Raw genomic sequence first — 25,802 nt, 5'->3', positions numbered from 1 at the left:
TGATTAACCTTAAATCAACTCATCATGAGAAGAATATCCTTTAATTGTGTGGCTGTTTTTTCAATATTGGTCGTGGTGTTTGCTTGCCGGCCGGCAAAAGTTGCGACGCCCGAAGCTGTTGGCCCGACTCCGGATGAACGCCAGATGAATTGGCACCAAATGGAGCTGAATGCGTTTATTCATTTTACCATCAATACCTTTACCGATAAAGAATGGGGCTTTGGCGATGAGTCGCCTGAACTGTTTAATCCTTCTGAATTTGACGTGGAACAATGGATTTCGGTTTTAAAGGAAACCGGTTTCAAAGGGGTGATTCTCACCTGTAAACATCACGATGGTTTTTGTCTTTGGCCCACGGCTTACAGCGATCATAATATTTCAAAAAGCCCTTTTCTCGACGGGCAGGGCGACATCGTCAAGGCGGTTTCGGATGCCTGCAAAAAATACGGGCTGAAATTCGGGGTTTATCTTTCGCCCTGGGACCGGAACCGTGCTGATTATGGCGAGGCATCGTATGTCGAATACTACCGGAATCAACTGAAAGAATTATTTACCAACTACGGACCCGTTTTTGAAATGTGGTTTGACGGGGCCAACGGAGGCGACGGCTATTACGGCGGGGCCAATGAGATGCGGAGAATTGACCGCTCAACCTATTACGATTGGCCCGCTACCCTGGAGATGGTTCGTTCGATGCAGCCGGAAGTGTTGTTTTTTAGCGATGCCGGACCCGATATCCGCTGGTGCGGAAACGAACAAGGTTATATGAACGAAACCAACTGGAATACGATTTCGGTGGATACCTTATACGCGGGGAAATCGGGGATTGAAAAATTGCTGAATACCGGTTCGGAAGACGGCACGAGCTGGGTTCCCGGCGAAGTGGATACCTCCATTCGTCCGGGCTGGTTTTATCACGCATCAGAAGACGAGCAGGTGAAAAGTCCGGAGAAGCTTTTCCGGATTTATTTGGAATCAGTTGGTCGCGGATCAACCCTGTTGCTCAATATTCCGCCCGACAAGCGCGGTTTGTTCCACGAGAACGATGTGGCTGCATTACGCGAATGGAAAACCATGCTCGACCAGGCATTTGCCGTCGACCTGGCTGCCGGCGCCAGGGTTGAAGCATCGGAAGTCAGGGGACAATCAGCCGATTATGCGGGGCAACTGGTCACCGACGGGAATCCGGAAACGTATTGGGCCACCAACGACGGCACAACAGGCGGAAGTCTCGAGATCGACCTGGGTGAGTCAAAGCAGATTCAATATGTTCAGTTGGAAGAATACATCAGGCTGGGGCAACGGGTAAAAGCATTTACCGTGGAGGCATGGAACGACGGGAACTGGAACCAGATTGCATCGGGAACCACCATCGGCTACAAGCGGATTCTTCCGGTTGATCCGACGAGCGCTTCCAAAGTGCGAATTCAGATCACCGATGCCAAAGCTTGTCCGCTGATTTCAAGGGTGAGCCTGTACTAAACAAATTAATGTGTGCGAGCACATTCTGAAAATAAAAGTGTATCTTTGCCCGACCAATAACCAACTGATAATTGTAACGATTTTATTATGAGAATTTTAAACTACATCTCCGGATTTGGCGGAGTTTTAATGTTGTCGGTGTTTACAACGGCCTGTTCTCCCAAAACAGATTCAAACAGGGCAGCCGGTGTTCCTGAACTGACAAAATATGTTGATCCGTATATTGGAACGGGCTTTCACGGGCATGTATTTTTAGGTGCGAATGTTCCGTTTGGCGCGGTACAGCTCGGTCCGACCAATATCACCCAGGGATGGGACTGGTGTTCAGGTTATCATTATTCCGATTCTACCCTGATTGGTTTTGCGCACACCCACCTGAGCGGAACCGGAATCGGCGACCTTGGAGATATTTTATTTATGCCCGTTTCGGGAAATTACAAAATATCTCTTGGTTCGCCCGAAAAACCGGAAGAGGGTTATATTGCTTTTTACAATCACGATGATGAGGTGGTAAAACCAGGTTACTACGCTGTTCAAATTGACCGCTACCAGGTTAAAGCCGAAATGACAACCACCCAACGCACCGGCTTTCATCAATATACTTACCAGGCCGAAGGTGATGCCCACATTCTGGTTAACCTGGATCGCGGAACCGGATGGGATGCCCCGGTTGAAGGAAACCTCAGGCTGGTTAATGATACCCTTGTGACCGGTTACCGGCTGTCAAAAGGCTGGGCCAAAGATCAGCGTATTTATTTTGCCGCTGTTTTTTCGCAACCGGTCAAGTCGCTGAAATTGTACGACGGGCTGACTGAAAAAGAAGGGAACGAGCTGAGCGCTGTCCGGTTAATGGCAGATCTTGATTTTGGTCAATTGACTGAGGGGCCGATCCGTGTTAAAGTTGGCATTTCTCCGGTAAGCAGCGAAAATGCCCTCGAAAATCTGCAGCACGAAATCGCGCACTGGGATTTTGAACAGGTGGTAGCCGATGCCGACGCCCAATGGAACAAAGAGTTGGCAAATGTAATAGCAACGAGCACCGATCCCGGTGTATTGACTAAGTTTTACACGGCGCTTTATCATACCTTTATTGCACCTTCGGTTTTTCAGGATGTGAATGGCGATTATCGCGGAAGCGACGGGCAGGTGCATAACGACAAATCATTTGTAAACTATACCACGCTCTCGCTGTGGGATACTTACCGGGCTGCCCATCCCATGTTTACCTTGGTGCAACCGGAGCGGGTAAATGACCTGGTAAACACCATGCTGAATATCTTTGATCAGCAGGGAGAACTTCCGGTGTGGCACCTCATGGGTAACGAAACGTACTGCATGGTTGGCTACAGCGCTGTTCCGGTGATTGTGGACGCTTACCGCAAAGGGTTTAAGGGTTTTGATGCCGAAAGGGCATACCATGCTGTTAAAACCACGGCAATGGGCGACGGGCGCGGAATAAACTATGTGAAAGAACTGGGTTATATCCCCGCCGGCACCGATGTTGAGTCGGTCGCCAAAGGCCTGGAATATGCGGTGAGCGACGCGGGTATTGCCCTGATGGCAAAAGATCTCGGCAAAGAGGAAGATTTCCGGTACTTTGAATCCAGAGGGAAAAATTACAGGAATTATTTTGATGCTTCAGTTGGTTTCATGCGCGGGCGGATTGCCGAAAATGAATGGCGCACACCTTTCGATCCCTTTGTTTCGCGGCATCGTGATGATGATTTCTGCGAAGGAAATTCCTGGCAATACACCTGGCTGGTCCCGCAGGATGTTGACGGATTGGTGGATATGCTGGGCGGACGGGAAAAAACGCTCGAAAAACTGGACGAATTTTTTTCGGCTGAAGGGGATATGGGCGAACATGCCTCAAACGATATTACCGGATTGATTGGTCAGTATGCTCATGGAAATGAGCCGAGCCATCATATCGCTTATTTTTACACCTTACTGGACGAACCGGCAAAAACCGCCGATCTGGTACGTAAGATCATGACCGAATTTTATACCACGACTCCCGAGGGTTTGATCGGAAACGAAGATGTCGGGCAAATGTCGGCCTGGTATGTGCTGTCGGCGATGGGATTCTACCAGGTTCATCCGGCAAACGGCGAGTTTGTTTTCGGCAGCCCGGTTTTGGATGAAGCGGTTATCAACCTGCCTGAAGGAAAAACATTCACGATTAAGACGTTGAATAATCGTCCTGAAAACAAGTACATCAAATCGAAAACCTTAAACGGGAAAACGTATACAGAGAATTTCATCGCATATCGCGATCTGATGGCCGGAGGAGAACTGACCCTTGAAATGACTTCGGAACGACCATAACAAAAACGAAATAAAAGAATTTAAAAATTAAAGGCTGATGTTAACTGACAGTAAAATTGTAGGAATTGATGTAGGCGGAACAAAGATCAGCATTGGCATGATTGTCAATGGAGAAATTGTTGATAGCGTTAAATTGAATACGCCCGCCGAAGGATCGCAGGAAGAAGTGGTTCAGCACATTATTGCGGGGATTGAAAGCCTTCCCTGTTTTGACGAAGCCATTGGAATCGGGGTTGGCGCTCCGGGTTTGATTGATGAGGAAAAGGGGATTATTTTCTCGGTGAATAATATTCCTTCCTGGAAAGAAGTTCATTTAAAAGATTACCTGAGTAACCATTTTCGCAAACCGGTATATATTACCAACGATGCCAATTGTTTTGCCATTGGCGTAAAAATGTACGGCGAAGGCCGGCCCTATTCAAACCTGGTTGGTTTAAGCCTGGGAACAGGCGTTGGCGGCGGAATTATCATCGATAATTATCTTTATTCAGGACAGGTAGCCTGTGCCGGAGAGTTTGGCGGCCTGCCTTACCTGGAGCATGATTTTGAAACCTATTGCAGCGGGAAATTTTTCAAATTTTTTTACGATACAAAAGGCGATAAGGCCTGGAAAGCGGCGCTTGAGGGCGATGTAAAAAGCCTTCGGATGTTTGAAGAACTGGGAACACATGTCGGAAACCTGATTAAAACCATGCTGTTTGTGTTGGCGCCCCAGGCAGTCATTATCGGCGGCTCGGTGAGTAAATCGTTCGACCTCTGGGAAAAAGCGATGTGGAAAGCCGTTCATACCTTTCCGTATAAAAAGGCACTGGAGAACCTGGTAATTGAACGGAGCATGATGTCGAAAATGTCGGTAATCGGAGCGGCCGCCTTGTTTAAGAACAGGTACGAAAAAGAGGAAAACTTGAGATAAAACCGCATGGCTGAATTTAAAAATGTCAGAATTAAGGATATCGCTGAGATGGCGGGCGTTTCGGTTGCTACGGTTGACCGTGTTCTGCACAAACGCGGAAAAATATCGGAGAAGGCCCTTCAAAAGGTCGTGGATGCCCTTGACAAAACAGGATATAAACCGAATCTGATAGCCAGCACCTTAGGTTCGAACAAAATCTATAAAATTGCAGCCGTAATTCCCGACCCGGTTCTGGACGATTACTGGAACCAGTCCGGTTCAGGAATCCTTAAAGCCAAAGAAGAATGGGCGCAGTATCATGTGCGTATTGAAATGTTTTACTTCAACCAATACGAAAAGTCTTCATTCCGGGAAGCGTCGGAAAAAGCGCTGGAATTCGAGCCGGACAGCTTGTTGATAGCGCCTATTTTCCACAAGGAGTCAATCACTTTTTTTAGTATACTAAAAGAAAAGAAGATCCCGTATATTCTTTTTAATACCAATATTCCCGAGGCCGAACCAATCAGTTTTATCGGGCAGGATTTGTATCAGAGCGGACGTGTGGGGGCCGAAATGCTGGCGACTAAATTGGGCCAATCCGGTCATGTCGGCGTATTGCATGTTTATGAAGATATTCATAATGCCGTTCACCTGAAAGAAAAGGAACGGGGCTTTCGCGATTATTTCCTGGATAACCGGCTGGATGGTTTTACAATCAGCAGTTATGATTTTGGAAATGCCAACGGGTCGGAATTTGACCGGGAACTGCTGACCGTCCTGGACCGCGATCAGTTGTCGGGAATTTTTGTTTCTACCTCAAAAGGTTCTTACCTGACGGCTGCCGTGTTGGACAAATACGGGAAGAAATACCTTATTCTGGTGGGTTACGACCTGCTGAAAGACAACATTCATTACATGTACGACGGGGTGATCAATTATCTGATCAACCAAAGTCCGCGGAAACAGGCTTTTTTAGGCATCAGCTACCTGGTGAATTATTTATTGTTTAAAAAGCAACCTCCGGTGACTGATTTGTTCCCGCTCGAAGTCATTACCCGGGAGAATATTAAGTCGTATTTATATTCGGGTTTGCATTGATCTTATTTTTATGGCTTTCGCATCAGGCTTAATCTGCCCGATATAAAAAAGGCTCCCAAACGGGAGCCTTTTTTATTTAATAACTTATAAGATTAGAAATTCGGATTTCCGGTATCGAACCACAAGCGGGTGCTGATCAGGTCTCCGCCTTTCATCGTTGCTACAGCAGCGGCTACGCCGTCGGCATTGCCGGTTCTTTCGGCATTTACAAACGGCATTCTTTTAATCCACTCGCCGGCCGGGATAACACCCCAGTCTGAGCTGCTGTCGTTTTGGTAAACAAGCGGCAGTTTCGGGTATCCGGTCCGGCGAAAATCGGCCCAGGGTTCGTTCGGGTTGGTAAAGCCGGCGATCCATTTTTGGGTGATGATTTTTTCCAGTTTCAGCTCGTTTGAGTCTGCATCGTTCCATTTTACCGTTATGGTTGAGCGGGAAACAAAATCGTTGACACTTCCGGTGGCTTTCGGATCGTTGTAATTAATCGGTTTGCTGGTTTCGTCAGCCAGGTAATCGTCAACGCCTGCGGCTCCCCATTCGGCAAACGATGCTTTGACCCCGTTTTCATAATTGGTCTTTGCATCGCCGGCGCCTTCCCAGCCGCGTAAACCGGCTTCGGCCAGGTCGAAATAGACTTCGGATGCAGTCAGGTAACTCCGTTTTGTAATATCTTTAAAGTTTTCGTTGATCATGGAGAATGAAGTCCGGTCGTCTTTGGCAACAAGCGAGGCTCCGTTGCGAATGCCTTTGTACGGATAGTCCGGATGATCAGTATAAACAGAGGCATCGGTTGCGGGTTGGAAATATTTCTCGATACGCGGGTCTTTCAAACCAACCAGGAATGATTCCATCCCGGCCGACATGCGGGTATCGCCCCACTCGAAACAGATAATCGCCAGGTACAACTTGTTGCCGTAAAGCGAAACGTTAAAGTTGTCGGTGTTGGCCAAAATGAGGCCTGCCGGGTGACTGATGGCTTTTTCACCTTGCGTTTTTGCCAGCGCCGGAGCTACCTTCGAGATACGAATGGCTAAACGCAAACGCAGCGAGTTTACCAGTTTTTCCCATTGCTTAACATTACCGCTGTAGCTGGCATCAAATTTTTTCAAACCAACATAATCTTCATTAGCGGCAAATATGGCCTGGATTTCATCCAGATCGGCAAAAAACCGGGTGTAGAGTTGTTCCTCGCTATCGTACGAAACAGTTCCTACGCTACCGCCGTAAGTTGAATAAATTACCGGTCCGTGGTAGGTAGTCAAACGCGACATCCCCAGAATCTGCATTAACTTGGCCCATTTGGAGAATACATCGTATCCTCCCTCGTCGGCAATTTTCATAACCTGCTTTGCCGGAGCCATAATTGATCCGTACACACGATCCCAGTAAGTATTCCAGCGAATGTAATAAGTGGTGTTATTAACCCCGCCGGCAAATGGGGTAGGAGTAGCCATGTAATCGCAAAATGATTCGGCAACCAGGTTTTCTTCAATCTGATGCCCGAAGATATTGCCCAGCATGGACGGGAAAAAGGCCCCGATGTGGTTGAAATCCTGCTTGAGGGATTCGTCGCCGATTTCGTATGGGTTGATATTGGCCTCTTCGAATTGATCGGTACAGGCGCCCGCTAAAAGCGCAGCAATGAACAGGTATATTATCTTTTTCATGATTTAGCAATATTAGAAATTAATTTTAAGGTTGAATCCGTAGGTTCTGGTTGCCGGTACGTTGAAGTTATCCAACGACTGTGAGTTCATGTCGGTGCTCATGGTCAGCTCAGGATCAAACGGCGCCTTTTTATATAAAAAGAACAAATTTTGCCCCACTAACGAGAATACGGCAGACTGAATCGGTAATCCCAGGTTTTTTACGTCAAGGTCGTACGCAAGTGCCAACTGAGTCAGGCGGATGTTGGTACGGTCAAAAACGTAGGCTTCGGAAATACCGTTACGGTCGCCAACTGCTGTATAATACAGTTTCGGGTCGATCTGGGTTACAGCAGTGCTGCCCTGGATGGCGTTGATCGCCACATAACCCTGGTCGCGGGCGTCGGCCGTACGCTGGCTCACACCGTAACCGTCGAGCATGGCCTCGGTTTGGCTGAATGCTTTGCCGCCAATTTTTGCATTCATCAGGAAACTCAGCGAGAAGCGTTTGTAGTTGAAACTATTGCTCCAGCCCAGGCTGAATTTTGGTTCCAGGTTACCCATATACTCGGGATTTGCTGTTTTCAGTGGTTTCCCGGTGGTTTCATCCAGCATAATCTGTCCGCTTTCGTTTCTGAGGAATTTATAGCCGTACATATCGCCCATCGAACCGCCGCTGTAAATGCGGGCATAATACCCCTCTGAACTGCCAAAATCCTTGTATTTATCCAACGCTCCCGGGTAAAGAACTTCCACTTTATTCACGTTTTTAGAGAAGTTCAATGTTGTATTCCATCCAAAGGTTGAGGTTTTTACCGGTTCGGCTGTCAAAACGATCTCGACCCCTTTGTTAACGATTTTCCCGGCATTAAAGTAGGCCGTGGTAAAGCCGCCTTCCTGTTCATCGGTATTGGCATCCTGCTGCAAAGCCTGATTTTCGCTGGTAATGTGGTAGTAGGTGAAATCGAGTCCTAAACGGCCGTCAAAAAACCGCCAGTCGGTACCAATTTCCCAGGTAGTCAGTTCTTCCGGTTTTGCATTGAGAAAAGGCGCCCGGGTATTCCGGTCGATGCCTCCGCTTGAGTTGATCGTGTTTTGCACCTGGATCAGGCCGAATGGAACTTCATTGTTGATGACCGAGTTGGATACCCGTACTTTTGAGAAACTGATAAATTCGGGCAATTCAACCATTTGGCTGACGATGGCCGAAAGACCGACTGCCGGGTAGAAATACGATTCGTTGCCGGTTAAGGACAAGGTAGACGACCAGTCGTTACGTCCCGACAAATCCAGGAAAAGCATGTCTTTATAACCTAACTGAAGGTTTCCGAACACGCCTTCTTTAATGATTTTCCCGGCATAGATTGATTGTACCTGAACATTTGAGGGCAGGTTCTGGAAGAAAAATTCGTTGGCATACAACAGGTTGTTGGTTCCGTTGTCAACACTGACCCCGTCGCCGTATATTGCCCGTTGGTAACTGGCTCCCAAAACGCCGTTCAGGCTAAAATCGCCAAACGTGTTTTGATAAGTAAAGATCCCATCGGTATAGATCAATTCATCGTTGTACTTTTTGTAGGCCCAGCGACCGTTTTCGGAAATGTTGGTGGAGTTACCACCGGCATAAAATTTCTGTTCGTACGATTTCTGGGCGTAATCGTAACTTCCGCGGGCCTGAAACCTCAGGTTCTTCGCAATTTCGTAGTCCAGCATTACACTCGAAATTACCCGCTTGGTCAGGTCTTCTTTAGGCTGCTTGTTAATCAGCCAGTACGGGTTCGATTGATGATGATCGGCAACAAACCAGTTTTGCAGGTACATGTTCCGGTCGTCATTAAATACCTGGTAGTTTTCTTTATACGAGTTAAAGTCGCGGTCGCGCGGGAAGAAATACAAACCGGTCAGCGGATTCAGGTAATAACCGGCCGTATTGCGGTTATTGGTTTTCTCCGAACTCAGCATCACATTTGAACTCACTTTCAGTTTATTATTCAGTAATTTGGTCGATTGCTGAAAAGTTACGTTGTTCTTTTGATACTTGTTATTCGGGACGATGCCGGCTGCACGGGTATTTCCGTATGAAAAATAGGCCGTTGTTTTATCATTGCCGCCGCTTACCGATAACGAATTTACCAGGTTGTAGCCTGTTTGGAAGAAATCATCGACATAGTCGCCGGCATAGTTTCCTTTTGTGTACGACCAGCTTTCTTTGGCGCCGCCTTCGCTGCCGTAGCTGAACTGCAGATCGGGCGTTTTGGTAATGCTTTCGAAAATGGCGCCGGAGTTAAAGCTGACACTGGTTTTGCCTTCTTTTCCTTTTCTTGTATTGATCATGATAACACCATTAGCTCCCTGGCTTCCATAAAGTACCGCGGCATTTGCCCCTTTCAGTACGCTGATGCTTTCAATATCGTCGGGGTTGATCTGGGAAAGACCGTCGCCCTCGTCAGTGCCGCCCCACATCCCCGATTGTCCGTTCTTTCGGTTTACAATCGGAATACCATCGATGACGTACAGGGGGTCGCTCAACTGGCTCACCGATTTGTTTCCGCGCAATACCGTCCGGGTAGAACCACCGACGCCGGATGTGCTTTTACGAATTTCCAAACCGGCCGTTTTGCCGCTCAGGCTGCTCATGAAGTTAATGTCGCGGGCTTTCATCATTTCTTCGCCCGATACCTGTTGCGACGAGTAAGTGAGCGTTTTTTTGTCGCGCTGGATACCCAGTGCGGTGACAACAACTTCGTCGACTGTGATGTCCGAGCTTTTTAAGATCACGTTGATGGCCGCTCTTCCGGCAACGGCGATTTCCTGTTTCTCGAAACCAATGAAAGAGAAAACCAGGATGGCATCGTTTGCATCTTTCAGATTCAGGGCGAATTTGCCATCGATGTCTGTCGAGGTGCCGTTATTAGTCCCTTTTTCAATGACTGCCACACCGGGCAACGGCTGGTTATCTCCGTCGGAGATCACTTGTCCTGTAAGCATTTGCGCCATTGCCGACACATTTGCCATGAGGATGAATACTAAGATTAGAATAGGTAGTTTTTTCATAGAATGATAATTTTTAATGAATAATGATTATGACTAAGGTGCATTAATGATTGCAAGCGCCGAATCCGGCAGGAAGAGGGTGTTTCCGCACACATTTTTATCTGGTATTTGCAGTTTGTATTTATGTTGTTTTTCATGATCGTTAAATCCCGGTGATTATGATTTGATTTTCGTTGGTTTCAATCCGGGCATCAACTATTTCTGCAATCATTTCCAGAACCTGGCTGGCAGAATTTCTTAGGTTCAGGCGGCCGGAGAATGTTTTACTACCCATTGCCGGGTCGCTTAAGGTCACGGGTACATTGTAGTACCTCGCTATTTTTTTGATAATTTCGCCTAAGGGATGTTGTTCGAAAATGAAATAACCATCTCGCCACGAGGTGTATAGATTGGTGTTCACCCTGGTTTGCTCCAGGTTTCGCGCTGAGGGGTGATACACCGCAAGCATACCGGGGACCATCTCTTCTTTCGATTTTCCAAACAGGGAATTCCCGTTGTATTCCAATTGAACCGACCCGCTGACCAGGATGGTATTTGTTGTTGTGTCGTCGCGGTAGGCGCTGAGGTTAAAAACCGTTCCCAGGACTTTTACTTCCAGATCGCGGGTAATAACATGGAAGGGGTGTTTTTCATGATGGCTGACCTCAAAGATTGCTTCTCCTTCCAGATACACTTCACGTTTCTCTTTGGCAAATCGGGCCGGATAGATCAATCTTGAGCCGGAATTCAACCAAATCGTACTGTTGTCGGAGAGGGTAATCTTTGTGCGTTTTCCGTAGGGTACAACCACGGTATTCATCACGAGCTGATCTGTTTCGACAAACTGGCTGACGTTTTCTGTTGAGTCGATCCGGATGGTGCCTCCGTCGGGTACGTAGGCTATTTCGGAGTCAGACGAGTTGATTTGTATTTCTTCATCACCCGAAAGAATCAGCCGCGTATTCCCGTTCATTGGCATCGTCTGGACGCTTTCGGCAAATACCCTGAGCATCGATTCTTTTTGAATGATGGTCACGAAGGCCGAAACGCCCAGGATGATTAAGAAAGTTGCAGCAGCGCTCGTCGCAATCAGAAATTTCTTCCTTTGGTACCGGGCAATTGATTTCACAATTCTCCTGCCAATCAGTTCTTTTTGTTCCGGGTTTAGCTTTTTCTCCCTTTTCCGGATAGACAGACAAATATCAGCCGCCAGGTGAAACTCCTGATTGTCGTGATTTTTTGTTCGTGTTTCATCGTTGATTTTATCAAACAAAACATCCTCAGAAAGAATATCCTCCGCCTTCGTATTTTTATCTTTATCGTTCATTCCTGAATCTCTCCGGTTTAAAATGCAGCATCCATTCAACTGCTTGTGTAAGGACCATAAGAGAGATTTCAGAAAAGCATAGACTCAAAAATTAACTTTTTTGCAAAAAAAATTAGCCGGATTGTAATGATCCGAATTAATGATTTGATATGCAGTGTTTTAAATTTTAAGATTCGGGATGATTTTTTTGAGGCAGAATGAGAAATTTTAGAACTGTATTTTAAAACTGAAACCAAATGTTCGGGTTGGAGGGTTTGTAAAAACGTCGATGGCCTGATCCTTGGTAAGGGTATTGAGAGTGATCTCCGGGTCAAAGGGCGCGTCTTTGTATACGAAAAACAGATTTTGGGCTACAAACGAAAAATCAATCTGTTTAATCCATGCATCGGCCGGGGACCAGCGATGCGAAAGCGCCAACTGGGAGAGACGAATATTTGACCGGCTATAGGTGTAAGGTTCTTTGATTCCATCGCGGTCGCCAACGGTGGTGTAATATAATTTGGCATCTATTTGCGAAACCGCTGTTCCATCGGGCAAAACGGCATCGATGGCAACGCCTCCCCGGTCGCGGGCAATCGCCGACCGCTGGCTTACCCCGTAGCCGTCGAGCATCGCCTCGGTCTGGCCGATCACTTTGCCGCCAAACTTTCCGTTTACAAGAAACTCGAATGAAAGGTTCTTATACCGAAAGCGATTTGTGAGGCCCATGCTCCAGCGTGGATTTGAATTGCCAATGTATTCTTTTTCCTCTGATTTAGGAATCGTTCCGTTTGCATTTAATTTGATCCGTCCCTGATCGTCGCGTAAGAATTTGTGCACATACATATCGCCAAACGATCCGCCTTCTTTGATGATGAGCTGATAACCTTCGGTATCGGACAAAACAATGGGGTTCGTCAGATCGGGGTGGAGCGAAACAATGCGGTTCCGGTTATCCGAGAAGTTGACAACCGACAGCCAGTTAAAATTTTGCTTATGGATTGGTTTGGCGCTGAGCGAGAGCTCGGTCCCCGAGTTCGTAATTTCGCCGACATTCACATAGAAGCTTGTGTATCCTGATCCGGAGAGCGCCGGCAACGAGATAAACTGATCGCGGCTGCTGATCTTGTAATAGGTAAAATCAAAACCGATTAGTCCGCGGAATAACTTCCAGTTTGTTCCGATTTCAAAACTGCGGATCATTTCGGGCTTGAGGTTGGAGAAAGGCATGACGGTGTTGAATTCCACGCCGGTTTTTGTAATCGTGTGGTTTGGGCTGACGCTGTTAAACGGAACTTCGTTGCCAACCATCGAAAATGAGGTTCTGATCTTTCCAAAGTTGATAAATTCGGGCAGGTTGAACAGTTCGCTGATAAGTGCGGAAATGCCTGCTGACGGATAGAAATAGGATTCGTTTCCGGTGCCGTACAGGCTCGAGGCCCAGTCGTTACGCCCCGAAAGGTCTAAAAAGACTTTTTCGCTGAACCCGATCTGGACATTTCCGAAAACGGCTTCTTTGATGATTCTGCTCCCCAGAACCGAAGAAACCAGCACCTGGCCGGCAATATTCTGAAAGCTAAACTCATTGGGGTATTTTAATCCGTCGGTATCGGTATCTACGCTTATTCCCAATCCGAAAGTGCTTTTCTGGTAACTTGTTCCAAATACCGAGTTCAGGCTGATCTTTCCCAATTGCGTATGGTGTGTCAGAATGGCATCGGCATAAATGAGCTCATCCGATACTTTTTCATATTTCCACCTGCCGTTTTCATGGGCATTGGTCGGATTTGAGCCGGCTTTGTGCTTTTCTTCGTACGATCTTACAGCATAATCGTAGTTTCCGCGCAGCTTAAGTTTCAGGCCGGGGCTAAAGGTATAATTGACGAACAGGCTGCCAATCATCCTCTTTGTTAAATCTTCCTTTTTCTCGTTGTGAATAATCCAGTAGGGGTTCGATTGGAAATGATCGCTGACAAACCAATTCTGCAGGTACATATTCCGGTCGGAATCAAAAACCTGGTAATTTTCGGCATAGCCGGAGAACGACCGGTCCCGGGGAAACAGGTACAAGCCGGTAAGTGGATTCAGGTAGTATCCCGCAACATTTTTATTTTCGGTCACCTCGTTTGTCAACATGATGTTCGAACCAAGATTCATGCGTTCGTCCATGAGTTTGATCGATTGCCTGAAGGTCAGATTTGTTTTTTGATAGCGGTTTTCGGGGATAATGCCGTTGAATGAGGTGTTGGATGCTAAAAAATAGGCAGTCGAATTTTTACCACCCCCGCTGATGCTGATGGTATTCGTCAGGTTTTTGCCGGTTTGAAAAAAATCTTTCACATAATTCCGGGGATAGTTTCCTTTGGTATACGACCAGCTTTCCTTTGCCCCGTCAACACTTCCGTAGTCAAACTGCAAATCAGGCGTTTTCTGGATAGACTCAAAACTGAGGCTGGAACTCAGGTTGATTTTTAGCGGTCCTTCTCCTCCTTTTTTGGTAGTGATCAGGATCACCCCGTTCGCGCCCTGACTTCCGTATAAAGCTGCTGCATTGGCTCCTTTCAGAATGGTAATGCTTTCAATATCATCGGTGTTTATCTGAGAAAGGCCGTCTCCCTGGTCTGTTCCGCCAAAGAGCCCGATTTGCCCGCTTTTGTAGTTAGCCATCGGAATCCCGTCGATCACAAACAAGGGGGCGCTGGATGAACTTAACGATTTATTTCCCCGGAGCAGTACTTTTGATGAACCGCCGGCGCCGGCAGCGCTTTTACTGATTTCAATCCCGGATATCTTACCGGACAAACTAGTCACAAAGCTGAAATCCCGGTTATTGGCAATTTCATCCGAACTAAGGGTTTGCGTGGCATAAGTAAGCGACTTTTCCTCGCGCGGGATGCCTAAGGCCGAAACAATAATCTCTTCAACTCCAAAGTCATCGGGAACAAGTGTCACATTGATTTCTGACTTTTCTTCCAGGTTCACTTCTACTGTTTTCATCCCGACATACGAATAATCGAGAACGGTGATATGCGGTGGTACATTCAGCGTATAGTACCCCTGAGGATCAGTAATCACCCCGATATTTGTGTTTTTAACAAATACCGACACGCCGAAGAGTGGATTCCCGTTTTCATCAGTTACTTTTCCTTCAATTCGCCTTTCGGCCGATAAATCAGCGGGAGTTTGACGGCTGTTGTTCAAAGAATTGTTTTTCTTGTCTTCAATGATGATAATTTGCCGGTCGAATATTTTATAATGTAAACCCAGACCTTTCAGCGCCTGGTTCAGGACCTGCTCAACCGGAAGGTCCTCAGCATCAATTGAAACTTTTTTATCCGGATTGACCTGATCGTCATTGTAGAAGATAATGAATTCGGTTTGTTGCTGTATCAATTCAAACACCTGGCTCAGGCTAACTTGCCTCAGGTGAGCCGTCAGTCTGTTGTTTTGAGCATTTGAGTCAACGACAACAGACATCAACAGGAATAACAGATATAATCCCTTTTTCTTCATATTCCACAAGTGCCCGAAACGCAACAAATTCCTTACAATGACGGAAAATTTAAATTGAAAATCAATGGCTATGAACGATCTTGCTCTTTAATTGTAATAACTGAACCATCCCAGACAAGATCAATCGGTATCATTTCGGAAATGAGCTCCAGTACCTTGATGGCCGAATCGCGTAAGTCCAGGTTGCCCGAAAAGGTTTTGTTTGCCAGTTCCTGATTTTCAAACTCGATTTTCACATTATAATAGCGTGATAATCTTTTTGCGATACTTCCAAGCGTGCTCTTTTCAAAAACCACATAACCGTCTTTCCACGACGTAAAATTTTTCGTATTGACTTTTGTTTGAGCAATCGTTTTTTCTAACGGATCGTAAATGGCTAACTGGCCGGGCATCATTTGTTCTTTGGTTTTTAAGCCAACTAAATTTGGGTTAAACCAGAGCTCAACCGATCCGCTTTCGAGGGTTGTTTTTACGGTATTGTCGTCGCTGTAGGCCGAAAGATTAAATACGGTTCCCAATACTTTAACGTCAAGCTTATTTGTTAATGCAAAAAACGGACGACTTTCATCGCGGCTTACTTTAAACAGAGCTTCTCCGTCCAGATACACTTCCCGTTTTTCCCGGCTAAATGTTACCGGATAAGTTAATTTCGAGCCGGAGTTCAGCCAAACAACGGTGTTGTCGGGCAAAGTGATCCGGCTTCTTTTTCCGTAGGGCACAATCAAGGTGTTAAAAACAGCCTGGTCGTCAACCGATGCCTGCTGCCGGTTGTTTTGCGCTTCAATGCTGATCGCTTTTCCATCGGGAGAGTATTCAATCTGCGATTCCTGCGAAACAATCTGAAGCTCGTGTTGACTCGATAAAACCAGGGTGGTATATTCCGTAGCTAATAAGTTTTCGGCTGACTGTGCATGTTTTCGAATGGCTGATTGGCCGGTTGTGAAGTAAAATGTTGTCAGACTGACAAGTAACAGTACTGCTGCAGCCGAACTCATCCAGGCAATGTATCTTTTTCTTTTAGCCTGCCTGATACTTTCCATGATGCGTAGATCTAACAAGGCGTTCTGACCCGGATCAAAGGAGATTTTTGCAGACCTTGTTGCTCTGACAATGTTTCTGGCCAGCTTAAGCTCCTGATCCGAATCAAACGGAATGTTGCCGCTTTCCGGATCAAACGGCAGCTGGTCTCCGGTCAGAATGTCTTCGGCTTTAGGAGTATAATCGTTTTGCTTCATGTCAATGCTCTGTTTAACGGATTGCCCGGTATGTATCCGATCATTCCTGGCAGTTGTCAAAAAGTATGATCATTTTCATACATGTCTTTTTATCCTTTGTAAAGTGTGTTTTCAACCTCTAAAAATATGATTTCCTATTCATTTATAAGCTTCTGTCAGGTAAAAAGAAGTTCAGGTTTTTGAAATTCATCAGAACTGCCTGTCGCAAAAATCTCCTTCTTTCTGAAAAACAAAAAAAGCGAAATACTTCGGATATCAAATTGTTCCCTGATCGTTTTAATTGACCGGTAGACGGAAGTGCGGGCCGACTCAACCGAAATATCCAAAATCTGGGCAATTTCGGAATAAGATAAGTCGAGTTGAAAGCGAAGATTCAAAATTTCCTGTTGTCTTTCGGGGAGCTGTTTTATGGCCCGTGTAATTTTTGTCATATTCCTGATTTCCTCGTCCGTTGTCCCCGGTTCCTCATCTGCTGTTTCCTGATCAATATCCTTGGGCAGATTGACCAGATAAACTAATTCCAGTTTCCGGTGAGCCGAAGTTTGTATTTTTCGTTTTAACGATTTGAACAGGTAGTTGCGAACATTATCGGTATCCGCTAAATTCCTGCGATACTTGAACAGATCAAAAATGAGGTCGTGAATACAGTCTTTTATCAGTTCCTGATCTTTGGTGAATATCGTCCCGAATGAAAAAAGAATGTCGGCATAAAGCAGGTAAAGCTCATGAAATGCCCGGGTATCCCCGGACCTGATCCTTTTCCACAGGAGATATTCATGATTGGTTTCTTTGACCATAAACTTAACGCCCCTTTTTCCGTGATTTAATATTTTCAAAGATAAATGATATATTTGTGTGCGCAAACACCGTTGGCTGAATTAATTTATCCGGCATAACTGATCCCGGAAACCGATGGTAAAAAAGCAGGTAAATTTTTTCAGATTGCGATCATACAAACGCTTATATCATTATAAACAGATGAAGACAATTCTCCGGATAATTTTAGTGACCGTCGGGTTCAGTTTTTTTACTGTTCAGGCAAAAGCTCAGTCTCAGAAATTCAGGAATGTTAATTTGAATATCGATGAGCGTGTTGCTGCCTTGTTGGGCGAATTAACAACGGCTGAGAAAATTTCCTTATTAGGATATAACAATCAGGGAGTTCCGCGTCTGGATATCCCTGCCTACAACTGGTGGAATGAAGCTTTACATGGTGTGGCCCGTGCCGGCGAAGCCACCGTGTTTCCCCAGGCGGTTGCCCTGGCCGCTACTTTCGACGACCGGTTGGTGAATGATGTGGCTGATGTTATTTCGACTGAAGCCCGGGCGAAATACAACATGGCGGTAGCCAGGAACCGACGTGTGCAGTACCTCGGACTGACATTCTGGTCGCCCAACGTGAATATTTTTCGCGACCCGCGGTGGGGAAGGGGACAGGAAACCTACGGGGAAGATCCGTACCTGACATCCCGCATGGGAGTTGCATTTATCAAGGGAATCCAGGGAAACGACCCGGCTTATCTGAAAGCGTCGGCCTGCGCCAAACATTTTGCCGCACACAGCGGACCCGAATACAACCGTCATTTTTTTAATGCCCTGGTTGATGAGAAAGATTTGCGGGAAACCTATCTCCCGGCTTTTAAAGCGATGGTTGAGGCTGGTGTGGAGTCGGTGATGTGCGGATATAACCGGCTGAACGACGAACCCTGTTGCACCAGTCCCACCCTAATTCGTGATATCCTGAGAGGAGAGTGGGGCTTTAAGGGCCACGTGGTGACCGATTGCTGGGCGCTCGAAGATATCTGGCTCAGGCATAAAGCATTGCCCAATTCGGTGGTGGTTGCTGCCGAAGCCATAAAAACAGGCATCAACCTGGATTGCTCGAATCTTTTGCAGGATGATTTGATGCAGGCCCTGGAACAAAAACTGATTACAGAAAAAGAGATTGACTATGCGCTGGCGGCGAACCTGAAAACACAGTTTAAACTTGGATTTTACGATCCTCAGGATCGGATACCTTTTGCCAAACTGGGAGAAAAAGATGTCCGCTCGCCCGAACATGTTGCCCTGGCCAGAAGAGCCGCGGCTGAAAGCATGGTGTTGCTGAAAAACGACAAGCAGATCCTTCCCTTGAACCGTGAAGAATACAGCAGTCTGTTGGTCACCGGAGCCAATTCGGGGAGCCTGGATGCTTTGCTGGCCAATTATCACGGGGTTTCGTCCGAGCTGGTCACTTTTGTCGAGGGAATCTCCAAAGCAGCGGGTCCCTCGGTGGCCGTACAGTACGATTTGGGTTGCAACGATACGGATACGGTTCGTTTCGGAGGCATCTGGGCTTCGGGTATGAGCGACGCAACCATTGTCGTGATTGGCTTAACCCCGGTGATGGAAGGTGAAGAAGGCGATGCCTTTTTAGCCGAAAATGGCGGAGATAAAAAACATCTGGATATTCCGGCAGCCCATGTGGCTTTCCTCAAAAAGCTGCGTGAATCGCATAACCGGCCTGTGATCACCGTTGTTACCGCGGGAAGCGCAGTTAATCTTTCCCGGATTGAACCCTATTCGGATGCGGTTATTCTGGCCTGGTATCCGGGTGAACAGGGTGGAAATGCCCTGGCTGACATTTTATTCGGAGAAACAGCTCCTTCAGGACGGTTGCCCTTAACGTTTTATAAGTCGCTCGATCAATTGCCTGATTACGAAAGCTATGATATGGCCGGTCGTACTTACCGTTATTTTGATGGCGATGTATACTATCCGTTTGGGTATGGCCTAAGTTATGTCGATTTTATGTACAGCTGGAGAGAAAAGCCTCAGAAGAAGTACAAGGCAGGCGATACCATCCGGTTTTCGGTGACTGTTAATAATGCGGGAACCATGACCGCAAAAGAAGCTGTGCCCGTTTTTATAAGCTATCCTGATTTGGACCGGATGCCACTAAAAGAGTTGAAGAATTTTACAAAAGTGACAGTTCTGCCCGGCGATCAGGCGATTGTTGACTTTTCCGTTCAGGTAGACGAATTGGCAAAATGGGATGAATCCTGTCAGGAATGGAAAGTTTACGACGGAATCTATCAGATCACGGTTGGAGGCGATGCTTTAAACGGGAAGTTAAGTGCCTCAATTCAAGTTAGGTAATTCCTCAATAAACGAAATAAAAGTTAAAAGATTCAAAAAAATGTATTTATATCGGATGATGTAAAACATTTTTCGGAACTTTGCGTTCTGTAATTTCATCAGGTTGGAGGAATTGTATGAGTGTTATTGTTATTTTGAAATTATTACATGTTTATTTGCTGGCTACCGTGAAGTATTTTCTTACCTTCCCTTACGCGTTGTTAATTGGTCTTAAGTATTCGCATGCGTTGGTGGCAGTCACTGTTGGAGGTATCACCGGATTTGTTTTTTTCTATTACCTGAGCGGGGCGTTAATCAACTTTTATCAGAAACATCGCGAAACCGTTTATGGTGTTCTAAAACGCTATACCCGTATTGATCTTTTTGCGTTACAGGAGAAAAAAAGGAGCCGTGAAAAACCGGTTTTCAGTAAGCGGTTACGCCGTTTCGTGAAACTACGGACAAAATACGGAATGTGGGGTATCATTGTCACAACGCCAATCCTGCTGAGTATCCCCGTTGGCGCATTCCTGTTAAATAAATATTATGCCGGGAGAAAAAATGTATTTGCCTATATGGTGATTTCAATTCTCGGCTGGGCAGTAATCTTTTCAGCTTTTGTCGTCATTTTCCCGAAACCAATCTAATATTTCGGTTTTGTTTTGTTCGATCAGCCATTGATCTGCCTCCTGCCAGTTTAGTGAGTCCAGTTCGTTCGTTTTTATCCATTTGTGTTGAATGTGTTCGGTGAGCTGTAGCCGGTTCGATACGGGCTTGCAAACAAAAGGGATCAGGCGGATTAATTTGTCCGGATACTGATGTTCCGTATAGCCGAGTTGCTTTAACGGCTGAATATCGAGTTGCAGTTCTTCCTTTATTTCCCGGATAATACAATCTGTCAGGCTTTCTCCGGCTTCGAGCTTGCCGCCCGGAAATTCCCACTGAAACGGATGATTATGGCCATTTCCCCGTTGGACTGCCAACAACAAACCCTGTTGAAAAATTAAGGCGCAACAAACATCAATCATTCCCGTCTATTTTTGTGATTGGGCATAAAAATATATTTTTAGGATGAATTTGTGCCTATGACAAAAGAAGAAATTGCCGCTATGACCCATTCCTGGGAGAACCTGAATTTTTACATTCAGCATTTCTCCCGGTATCCGGAAAATCTGCCGGCTTTATTGCAGGTTGCCTGCGATGATTCCCGAAAGGAATATTGGCGAGCGGCATGGATGGTGGATAAAATCGCGGAACAGAGTCCCGGATTGGTGCGTCCGTTTCTTCCTGAGCTGATCCGGTCGCTGAAAACAACAAAAAACCTAAGCAAACTAAGGCATTTTCTAAAAATCGTCAGTCAGAACCCGATACCCGAAACAGAGCTTGATTTTCTGTTTAACTTTTGCCTGAAGGTGTTCACCGATTCGGCTTATCCGGTTGCTGTTCGCGTACATGCAATGCAAATCTTGTATGAAATATCTGAAATAGAGTCTGAACTCAAACCGGAGCTGATTCAACTCATTGAACATGAAATTGAGTTGCATCCCACGGCGGGGATCAAAGCGCGGGGAAAGAATTTGCTTGTGAAACTCTATCGTTGCAGGCAATAGGTCACAATATTTTTTAGGAGATTTTTTTGATTTGATAATCAGAGGTATGTCGGTAGTTTGGCGTTGTTTTGCTAAAAAATTCAAATGAAATCGTTTTGTGATTTGAAAAATTTTATACTTTTGCACCTGTCTTTACAAAAAGGACATGAATGATTGACCCGTGGTGTAATTGGCAACACGTCTGATTTTGGTTCAGAAGAGTCCAGGTTCGAGCCCTGGCGGGTCAACTCGAAAGCCTGCAAGTTTTTGCGGGCTTTTTTGTTGTGCGCCGTGCATGTCTGTCACCTCGAAGGTGCGGATCCATTTATAAAGGTTCCTGTTTGGTCACATTTAATCCCATCCTTATCAACCTTCTGAGAATACATTCTATTGAATCTGAGGTTATCCCTTGCCCTAAGAGCAAAATAAGCTTCAGTCATTTGGATTTTGCAAAGCCGTTCAAAGTCGTTATAACCTCTGTCAAAGATGTAATAACTACCTTTTTCATAGGGAATTTGATCCATTGTATTAACATCATTAACAGAAGCCGCGATGATGTAAATGAAACTTGGTATCTGAGTTTTAACATCATAGAGGGTGTGCATTTTTATATCTCCTTTTGTTTTACGGAACTCGGCCCACCAGAGCGCTTAAACAAAGATCAATTGTTGTGGAATCAAAAGCATAAACATTGCCATCGGCTTTTACCTCAAAATCTGAGCATACACAAACCCTGCGGGCATAATCAATCAGATGGCAGGCGAATTCTTCATATATCTTGTAGTTCCTTCGGATGTTTGCTTTTGTATGGGTTGAAAGAGCAACGTTTGAACCAAGTCCCAAATGATAGGATTTCGCCTTGTGTGCATCAATGGCAACAATTAAGTCCCGAAGACTATCCCGATTGGTAAGTTGGCCAAAAACGATACATCGCATCCGGTTCCAACAGGTAAATGTTCGGATATGTTTGTTCCCATTGTGCTTCTGGACGATACGGTCAAATATCCTGTGCGGCAAAAACTCGGTAATCTGAGCAAATACAAACTTTCCCTGGTTCATTTTTTACAATTTTAAACCCGAAGGAAGTCAATTGAAATCGTCACGCTACAAGAAGCCTTGCAAATAAATGATTATCAATTTTTTCAAAGAACGTTTTAATATTTTAACGAGACACTACCGACTCCTTATGATGGATGATATGATCTCGCCAAATCTGACACTGAGTCTGCCATCCACGCATAAATGAGTAAATTTGGTGTTGATTTTGGAAAAAAATGAAAATAACTGAAATGAAGCAAAAATCATTGGTCGTCGGAATTGGGGAACTGTTGTGGGACGTTCTCCCCGGCCAGAAAAAGATTGGCGGGGCGCCTGTCAATTTTGCCTATCATGTAGCAAAACTCGGTATGGAAAGTATGGCCATCAGCGCGGTTGGGAAAGATGATCTTGGAACTGAACTGATCGGCTTGCTGGAGTACTTGAAAATAAACTACGATGTTCAGAAAACCGAATACCCGACAAGCACCGTGCTGGTTACGTTAAGCGGGCAGGGAGTTCCCCAATATGAAATATGCGAACCGGTGGCCTGGGATTTTATCCGGATGAAACCGGAGTGGAAAGATATCGCCGGAAAGGCTTCGGCGGTTTGTTTTGGATCACTGGCCCAACGCGGCGAAGTTTCGCGCGACACCATCCGGCAATTTGTTAAAATGACGTCTGAACAGGCATATAAAGTGTTCGACATCAACCTGCGGCAACACTTTTACTCTGAACAATTAATCAAAGATTCATTAGACCTGTGTAATGTCCTCAAAATAAATGACGAAGAACTGGAGACCGTTGCCGCCACGTTTGCTTTATCCGGCACACAGGAAGAAATCTGCCGGAAGCTGATCGCCGCTTATCAGTTAAAACTGCTGGTATTGACTTGCGGAACAAACGGGAGCTACCTGTACTCTGCCAATCAAACAAGCTTTAAAAAAACGCCTTCGGTAAAGGTGGCCGATACGGTCGGCGCAGGCGATTCGTTTACTGCCGCCATCGTATCAGGTTTGCTAAATGGCGATACCATTGACGAAATGCACGAAACAGCAGTAAAACTTTCGGCTTTTGTTTGTACCGTACACGGAGCCATGCCTGAATATCACCGGGAAGACATTGACCATCTTTATTAAACAACCGGGGAGATCCTGGCATTGAAAAACCGGAAGCGCATCAACTAAAATCGATTTGGGAATAGCCAGGAACTGATAAACCCGGAAACCAAGCAGGATCAGCGCCCGAAAATACCGGCGTCGGAAAAACCGAAACTACCCACAGGCGGGTTCGTATAAGCTGAAGGTTGAATAATTATTCATCAGTATAAACTCAATGTAAGGCGTATGCGATACCTGTTGATTCTTTTTTTGCTGATCGGCTTTAATCAGCTGGCGGCTCAGGAGCTGACCGGTCAGTCTCACGAGCGGCTGGAAGATGCTGAACGTCGTCCGGCTTCTGTCCTGATTGTTGATCATTGCGAATTGGTCCCGGCTGGATTCATTTTAAACAAAAAGAGGAAGGAAGTGCTGGCCGAAATGTGCCGCGATTATTTTACCGCGATGGAGACCTCGTTGCCTAACGCGGGTAATATTGAGCTGAGTAGGGACAGCCTTCTTCCGCGCGGGTTTATCGTTGATCAACTGACGGAACAGATGCGGGCGACCGGCGCAGATTATGCCTTGGTGTTTAACCTTTTTGAATCCGGATTCTGGCAATCGGAAGTGATTGTGGAGGAAGACTCGGACGGCAATAAAACCCGGACGGCAATTTATCATGTCTATTGTAAAACCCATCTCGATATTTATAACCGGGAAGGAATGATGCTGGCCCGCGATGTAACAAAAACAGCCTATCATTCAGAACGCACTGTATTAAGCGGGTTGCTGGCACGCGGACCCTCTTACGAGGCCAATAAAAAGGCCATTGGCGATATGGCCCGGAGTAACCTGGATGAAGTGCTTGCCCTGACCATAGCCACGATAAAACCAAAACCTCATCCGCAAAAACGGATTGAAGAAGAAGAACTTTTGCTTTTAGACCAGGAATTGCCCGAATAAAAACCATCTTCAAAATCAGCTAAACCCGCCTAAACCTTATCGGGAACGATAAAAGGCGCCCGGTAATCTCTGGTAAGCAAGGTGTTGGCCTCGGTGTCGTTTTTAAACTTCAAGGTTGACGGATCAAATTCCAATGTTCGTCCCAGCCGGTATGCAATATTTCCGAGATGAATGAGCGCGCAACTGTAAAACCCCTCCTCAATATCCGCTTTAGCCAGCGCCTGATCATTAGCCCGAATGGCCCGGATAAAGTTTTCGTAGTGGTTTCCAAGTCCGTCACCCGTGTCGGTCAATTCGGCGTTCTTCCCTTTATAAACCTGCCAGTCGTTCACGTTTTTACTCATGTATCCTTCCGATCCGTAGAACAGGTTTCCTATATTATTTGTGGCGCTGGTCATATACGTATTGTTTTTTTCTTCAACAGGCCTGGTAAATCCTTCGGAGTTAGTCATCCAGTGCCGAACTTCAAACTGAAGAATTTTCTTTTGGTCGCCGCCGGTCTTGTTTGCCGGAAATTCAAACAGGGTCATGAGTTGGTTCGGAGTGTTCTGGGCATCATCGAACATGAAATGGCCGCCCACCGAGGTAATCTTTACCGGAAGTTTCACGTTCAGTCCCCAGCGTGCAATGTCGACCTCGTGAACGCCCTGGTTGCCCATATCGCCGTTGCCGTATTCCCAGTTCCAATGCCAGTTGTAATGAAAGCGGTTCCGGTTAAAGGGTTTTTCGGCTGCCGGCCCTTGCCATAGGTTATAATCCACATTTTTCAGGTATTCGCGGGTGTATGCCGGCTCATAGTCGGCGCTTCCAACAGTCAATGCAAATTTTTCCTGTTCATTCACAGGCCCGTCCGGGTATTTACCGATCGAATCCCGCCACTTGTAACACATCCCTTTAGCCAGGTACACTTCACCTAATTTACCCGAGTGCAGGTATTCGGCCATGCCAAGCGCGCAGGGGTTGCTGCGCTGTTCGGCCCCGTCCTGCACGATCACCTTGTATTTTCGCGCTGCTTCCACCAGCTTTTGCCCTTCATACAGGTTGTGGCAGCAGGGCTTTTCAACCGAAACATGTTTTTCGGCCTGGATAGCCCAGATAGAAGCCAGTGCGTGCCAGTGGTTGGGCGTTACCACCGAAACCGCATCAATATCCTTGTCCTCGTATAATTTTCGTAAGTCCTGGTATAACTTCGGTTCGCGCAGGCCTTTGTCGGTGTAATGTTTTTTCACCCTCCCGGCGAAAAGATTCGTGTCGATGTCGCACAGGGCGCTCACTTCAACATTTTTTAGTTGCTGATAGGACTGAATATGGCTTTGTCCCATTCCGCGGATTCCGATCACCGCCACATGAACCCGGTCGTTGGCGCCTTTCCACCCGTTTCCGGTGAGAATGGTCGGGGCCGTCAGGATGCCCAGGTTTCCCATGGCAGTTGTTTTGATAAAATTTCGTCTTTTCATGGTCTTTCTTATTC

The 25,802-nt window shown here is 46.2% G+C and carries 18 protein-coding genes, 1 tRNA gene and 1 pseudogene; 10 read left to right on the top strand and 10 right to left on the bottom strand.

The features are described 5' to 3' along the window. Window positions 1–24 precede the first annotated feature (24 nt). From AC6H3C_RS22235 to AC6H3C_RS22220, 4 genes are all read left to right on the top strand, one after another. Window positions 25–1,482 carry an alpha-L-fucosidase gene (locus AC6H3C_RS22235; protein WP_497517741.1) on the top strand — a complete coding sequence of 486 codons (1,458 nt, stop codon included), beginning with the start codon at window positions 25–27 and terminating at the stop codon, window positions 1,480–1,482. A gap of 87 nt (window positions 1,483–1,569) precedes the next feature. Next, window positions 1,570–3,810, top strand: a complete 2,241-nt coding sequence (locus AC6H3C_RS22230) for a GH92 family glycosyl hydrolase (RefSeq protein ID WP_497517740.1) — start codon at window positions 1,570–1,572, stop codon at window positions 3,808–3,810. Window positions 3,811–3,847: 37 nt separating this feature from the next. Then, window positions 3,848–4,723, top strand: a complete 876-nt coding sequence (locus AC6H3C_RS22225; protein ID WP_497517739.1) for an ROK family protein — start codon at window positions 3,848–3,850, stop codon at window positions 4,721–4,723. A 6-nt stretch (window positions 4,724–4,729) separates the two neighbouring features. Continuing rightward, the gene (locus AC6H3C_RS22220) at window positions 4,730–5,800 is read left to right on the top strand and encodes a substrate-binding domain-containing protein (RefSeq protein WP_497517738.1); all 1,071 of its coding nucleotides are present in this window, start codon (window positions 4,730–4,732) and stop codon (window positions 5,798–5,800) included. Window positions 5,801–5,892: 92 nt separating this feature from the next. On the opposite strand, the gene AC6H3C_RS22215 is transcribed toward AC6H3C_RS22220, so the two are convergent. From AC6H3C_RS22215 to AC6H3C_RS22190, 6 genes are all read right to left on the bottom strand, one after another. Next, window positions 5,893–7,464: a SusD/RagB family nutrient-binding outer membrane lipoprotein gene (locus AC6H3C_RS22215; protein ID WP_497517737.1), complete on the bottom strand. Its 1,572-nt coding sequence runs from the start codon at window positions 7,462–7,464 to the stop codon at window positions 5,893–5,895. A gap of 12 nt (window positions 7,465–7,476) precedes the next feature. Further along, window positions 7,477–10,497, bottom strand: coding sequence for a SusC/RagA family TonB-linked outer membrane protein (locus AC6H3C_RS22210; RefSeq protein WP_497517736.1), 3,021 nt, complete (start codon window positions 10,495–10,497; stop codon window positions 7,477–7,479). A 142-nt stretch (window positions 10,498–10,639) separates the two neighbouring features. Continuing rightward, window positions 10,640–11,803, bottom strand: a complete 1,164-nt coding sequence (locus AC6H3C_RS22205; protein ID WP_497517735.1) for a FecR family protein — start codon at window positions 11,801–11,803, stop codon at window positions 10,640–10,642. Window positions 11,804–12,010: 207 nt separating this feature from the next. Beyond that, window positions 12,011–15,295 carry a SusC/RagA family TonB-linked outer membrane protein gene (locus AC6H3C_RS22200; RefSeq protein WP_497517734.1) on the bottom strand — a complete coding sequence of 1,095 codons (3,285 nt, stop codon included), beginning with the start codon at window positions 15,293–15,295 and terminating at the stop codon, window positions 12,011–12,013. 68 nt (window positions 15,296–15,363) lie between these two features. Continuing rightward, window positions 15,364–16,530, bottom strand: coding sequence for a FecR family protein (locus AC6H3C_RS22195; protein WP_497517733.1), 1,167 nt, complete (start codon window positions 16,528–16,530; stop codon window positions 15,364–15,366). Between the two features lie 155 nt (window positions 16,531–16,685). Continuing rightward, window positions 16,686–17,366 (bottom strand): RNA polymerase sigma factor, encoded by a 681-nt coding sequence (locus AC6H3C_RS22190; RefSeq protein ID WP_497517732.1) that lies wholly within the window; start codon window positions 17,364–17,366, stop codon window positions 16,686–16,688. A 142-nt stretch (window positions 17,367–17,508) separates the two neighbouring features. On the opposite strand from AC6H3C_RS22190, the gene AC6H3C_RS22185 reads away from it, so the two are divergent. Further along, a complete protein-coding gene (locus AC6H3C_RS22185; RefSeq protein ID WP_497517731.1) occupies window positions 17,509–19,668 on the top strand; it encodes a glycoside hydrolase family 3 N-terminal domain-containing protein in 2,160 nt (719 codons plus the stop codon). A 116-nt stretch (window positions 19,669–19,784) separates the two neighbouring features. Beyond that, on the top strand, window positions 19,785–20,294 hold the full coding sequence (locus AC6H3C_RS22180) for a hypothetical protein (protein WP_497517730.1): 510 nt from the start codon (window positions 19,785–19,787) through the stop codon (window positions 20,292–20,294). On the opposite strand, the gene AC6H3C_RS22175 is transcribed toward AC6H3C_RS22180, so the two are convergent. Next, window positions 20,259–20,675 (bottom strand): (deoxy)nucleoside triphosphate pyrophosphohydrolase, encoded by a 417-nt coding sequence (locus AC6H3C_RS22175; protein ID WP_497517729.1) that lies wholly within the window; start codon window positions 20,673–20,675, stop codon window positions 20,259–20,261. The two genes, AC6H3C_RS22180 and AC6H3C_RS22175, sit on opposite strands and share 36 nt — an antisense overlap. Window positions 20,676–20,732: 57 nt before the next feature. Between AC6H3C_RS22175 and AC6H3C_RS22170 the strand changes: the two genes are divergently transcribed. Both AC6H3C_RS22170 and AC6H3C_RS22165 read left to right on the top strand, forming a co-directional pair. Beyond that, on the top strand, window positions 20,733–21,257 hold the full coding sequence (locus AC6H3C_RS22170; RefSeq protein WP_497517728.1) for a HEAT-like fold family protein: 525 nt from the start codon (window positions 20,733–20,735) through the stop codon (window positions 21,255–21,257). Between the two features lie 154 nt (window positions 21,258–21,411). Next, window positions 21,412–21,484 (top strand) — tRNA-Gln (locus AC6H3C_RS22165). Window positions 21,485–21,538: 54 nt separating this feature from the next. Here the strand turns inward: AC6H3C_RS22165 and AC6H3C_RS22160 are convergent. Continuing rightward, window positions 21,539–21,850: pseudogene (locus AC6H3C_RS22160) on the bottom strand (transposase); the annotation flags it as partial. Window positions 21,851–21,860: 10 nt separating this feature from the next. Then, the gene (locus tag AC6H3C_RS22155) at window positions 21,861–22,295 is read right to left on the bottom strand and encodes a DUF4372 domain-containing protein (RefSeq protein ID WP_497517727.1); all 435 of its coding nucleotides are present in this window, start codon (window positions 22,293–22,295) and stop codon (window positions 21,861–21,863) included. A 230-nt stretch (window positions 22,296–22,525) separates the two neighbouring features. Here AC6H3C_RS22155 and AC6H3C_RS22150 point away from each other — a divergent pair, with 230 nt between their 5' ends. Continuing rightward, window positions 22,526–23,410, top strand: coding sequence for a carbohydrate kinase family protein (locus AC6H3C_RS22150; protein WP_497517726.1), 885 nt, complete (start codon window positions 22,526–22,528; stop codon window positions 23,408–23,410). A gap of 207 nt (window positions 23,411–23,617) precedes the next feature. After that, a complete protein-coding gene (locus AC6H3C_RS22145; protein WP_497517725.1) occupies window positions 23,618–24,331 on the top strand; it encodes a hypothetical protein in 714 nt (237 codons plus the stop codon). A 29-nt stretch (window positions 24,332–24,360) separates the two neighbouring features. On the opposite strand, the gene AC6H3C_RS22140 is transcribed toward AC6H3C_RS22145, so the two are convergent. Beyond that, entirely contained in the window at window positions 24,361–25,788 is a 1,428-nt protein-coding gene (locus AC6H3C_RS22140; RefSeq protein WP_497517724.1) for a Gfo/Idh/MocA family protein, read from the bottom strand. Between the last annotated feature and the right edge of the window lie 14 nt (window positions 25,789–25,802).

The organism is Gaoshiqia sp. US2, assembly GCF_059705485.1.
Note: the sequence above shows the minus strand (reverse complement) of the source record. Positions and strands in the feature narration are given on the sequence as shown.

Coding starts and splice junctions, on each gene's coding strand:
- AC6H3C_RS22235 (WP_497517741.1), top strand. CDS start 25: ATGAGAAGAATATCCTTTAATTGTGTGGCTGTTTTTTCAATATTGGTC.
- AC6H3C_RS22230 (WP_497517740.1), top strand. CDS start 1,570: ATGAGAATTTTAAACTACATCTCCGGATTTGGCGGAGTTTTAATGTTG.
- AC6H3C_RS22225 (WP_497517739.1), top strand. CDS start 3,848: ATGTTAACTGACAGTAAAATTGTAGGAATTGATGTAGGCGGAACAAAG.
- AC6H3C_RS22220 (WP_497517738.1), top strand. CDS start 4,730: ATGGCTGAATTTAAAAATGTCAGAATTAAGGATATCGCTGAGATGGCG.
- AC6H3C_RS22215 (WP_497517737.1), bottom strand. CDS start 7,464: ATGAAAAAGATAATATACCTGTTCATTGCTGCGCTTTTAGCGGGCGCC.
- AC6H3C_RS22210 (WP_497517736.1), bottom strand. CDS start 10,497: ATGAAAAAACTACCTATTCTAATCTTAGTATTCATCCTCATGGCAAAT.
- AC6H3C_RS22205 (WP_497517735.1), bottom strand. CDS start 11,803: ATGAACGATAAAGATAAAAATACGAAGGCGGAGGATATTCTTTCTGAG.
- AC6H3C_RS22200 (WP_497517734.1), bottom strand. CDS start 15,295: ATGAAGAAAAAGGGATTATATCTGTTATTCCTGTTGATGTCTGTTGTC.
- AC6H3C_RS22195 (WP_497517733.1), bottom strand. CDS start 16,530: ATGAAGCAAAACGATTATACTCCTAAAGCCGAAGACATTCTGACCGGA.
- AC6H3C_RS22185 (WP_497517731.1), top strand. CDS start 17,509: ATGAAGACAATTCTCCGGATAATTTTAGTGACCGTCGGGTTCAGTTTT.
- AC6H3C_RS22180 (WP_497517730.1), top strand. CDS start 19,785: ATGAGTGTTATTGTTATTTTGAAATTATTACATGTTTATTTGCTGGCT.
- AC6H3C_RS22175 (WP_497517729.1), bottom strand. CDS start 20,675: ATGATTGATGTTTGTTGCGCCTTAATTTTTCAACAGGGTTTGTTGTTG.
- AC6H3C_RS22170 (WP_497517728.1), top strand. CDS start 20,733: ATGACAAAAGAAGAAATTGCCGCTATGACCCATTCCTGGGAGAACCTG.
- AC6H3C_RS22155 (WP_497517727.1), bottom strand. CDS start 22,295: ATGAACCAGGGAAAGTTTGTATTTGCTCAGATTACCGAGTTTTTGCCG.
- AC6H3C_RS22150 (WP_497517726.1), top strand. CDS start 22,526: ATGAAGCAAAAATCATTGGTCGTCGGAATTGGGGAACTGTTGTGGGAC.
- AC6H3C_RS22145 (WP_497517725.1), top strand. CDS start 23,618: ATGCGATACCTGTTGATTCTTTTTTTGCTGATCGGCTTTAATCAGCTG.
- AC6H3C_RS22140 (WP_497517724.1), bottom strand. CDS start 25,788: ATGAAAAGACGAAATTTTATCAAAACAACTGCCATGGGAAACCTGGGC.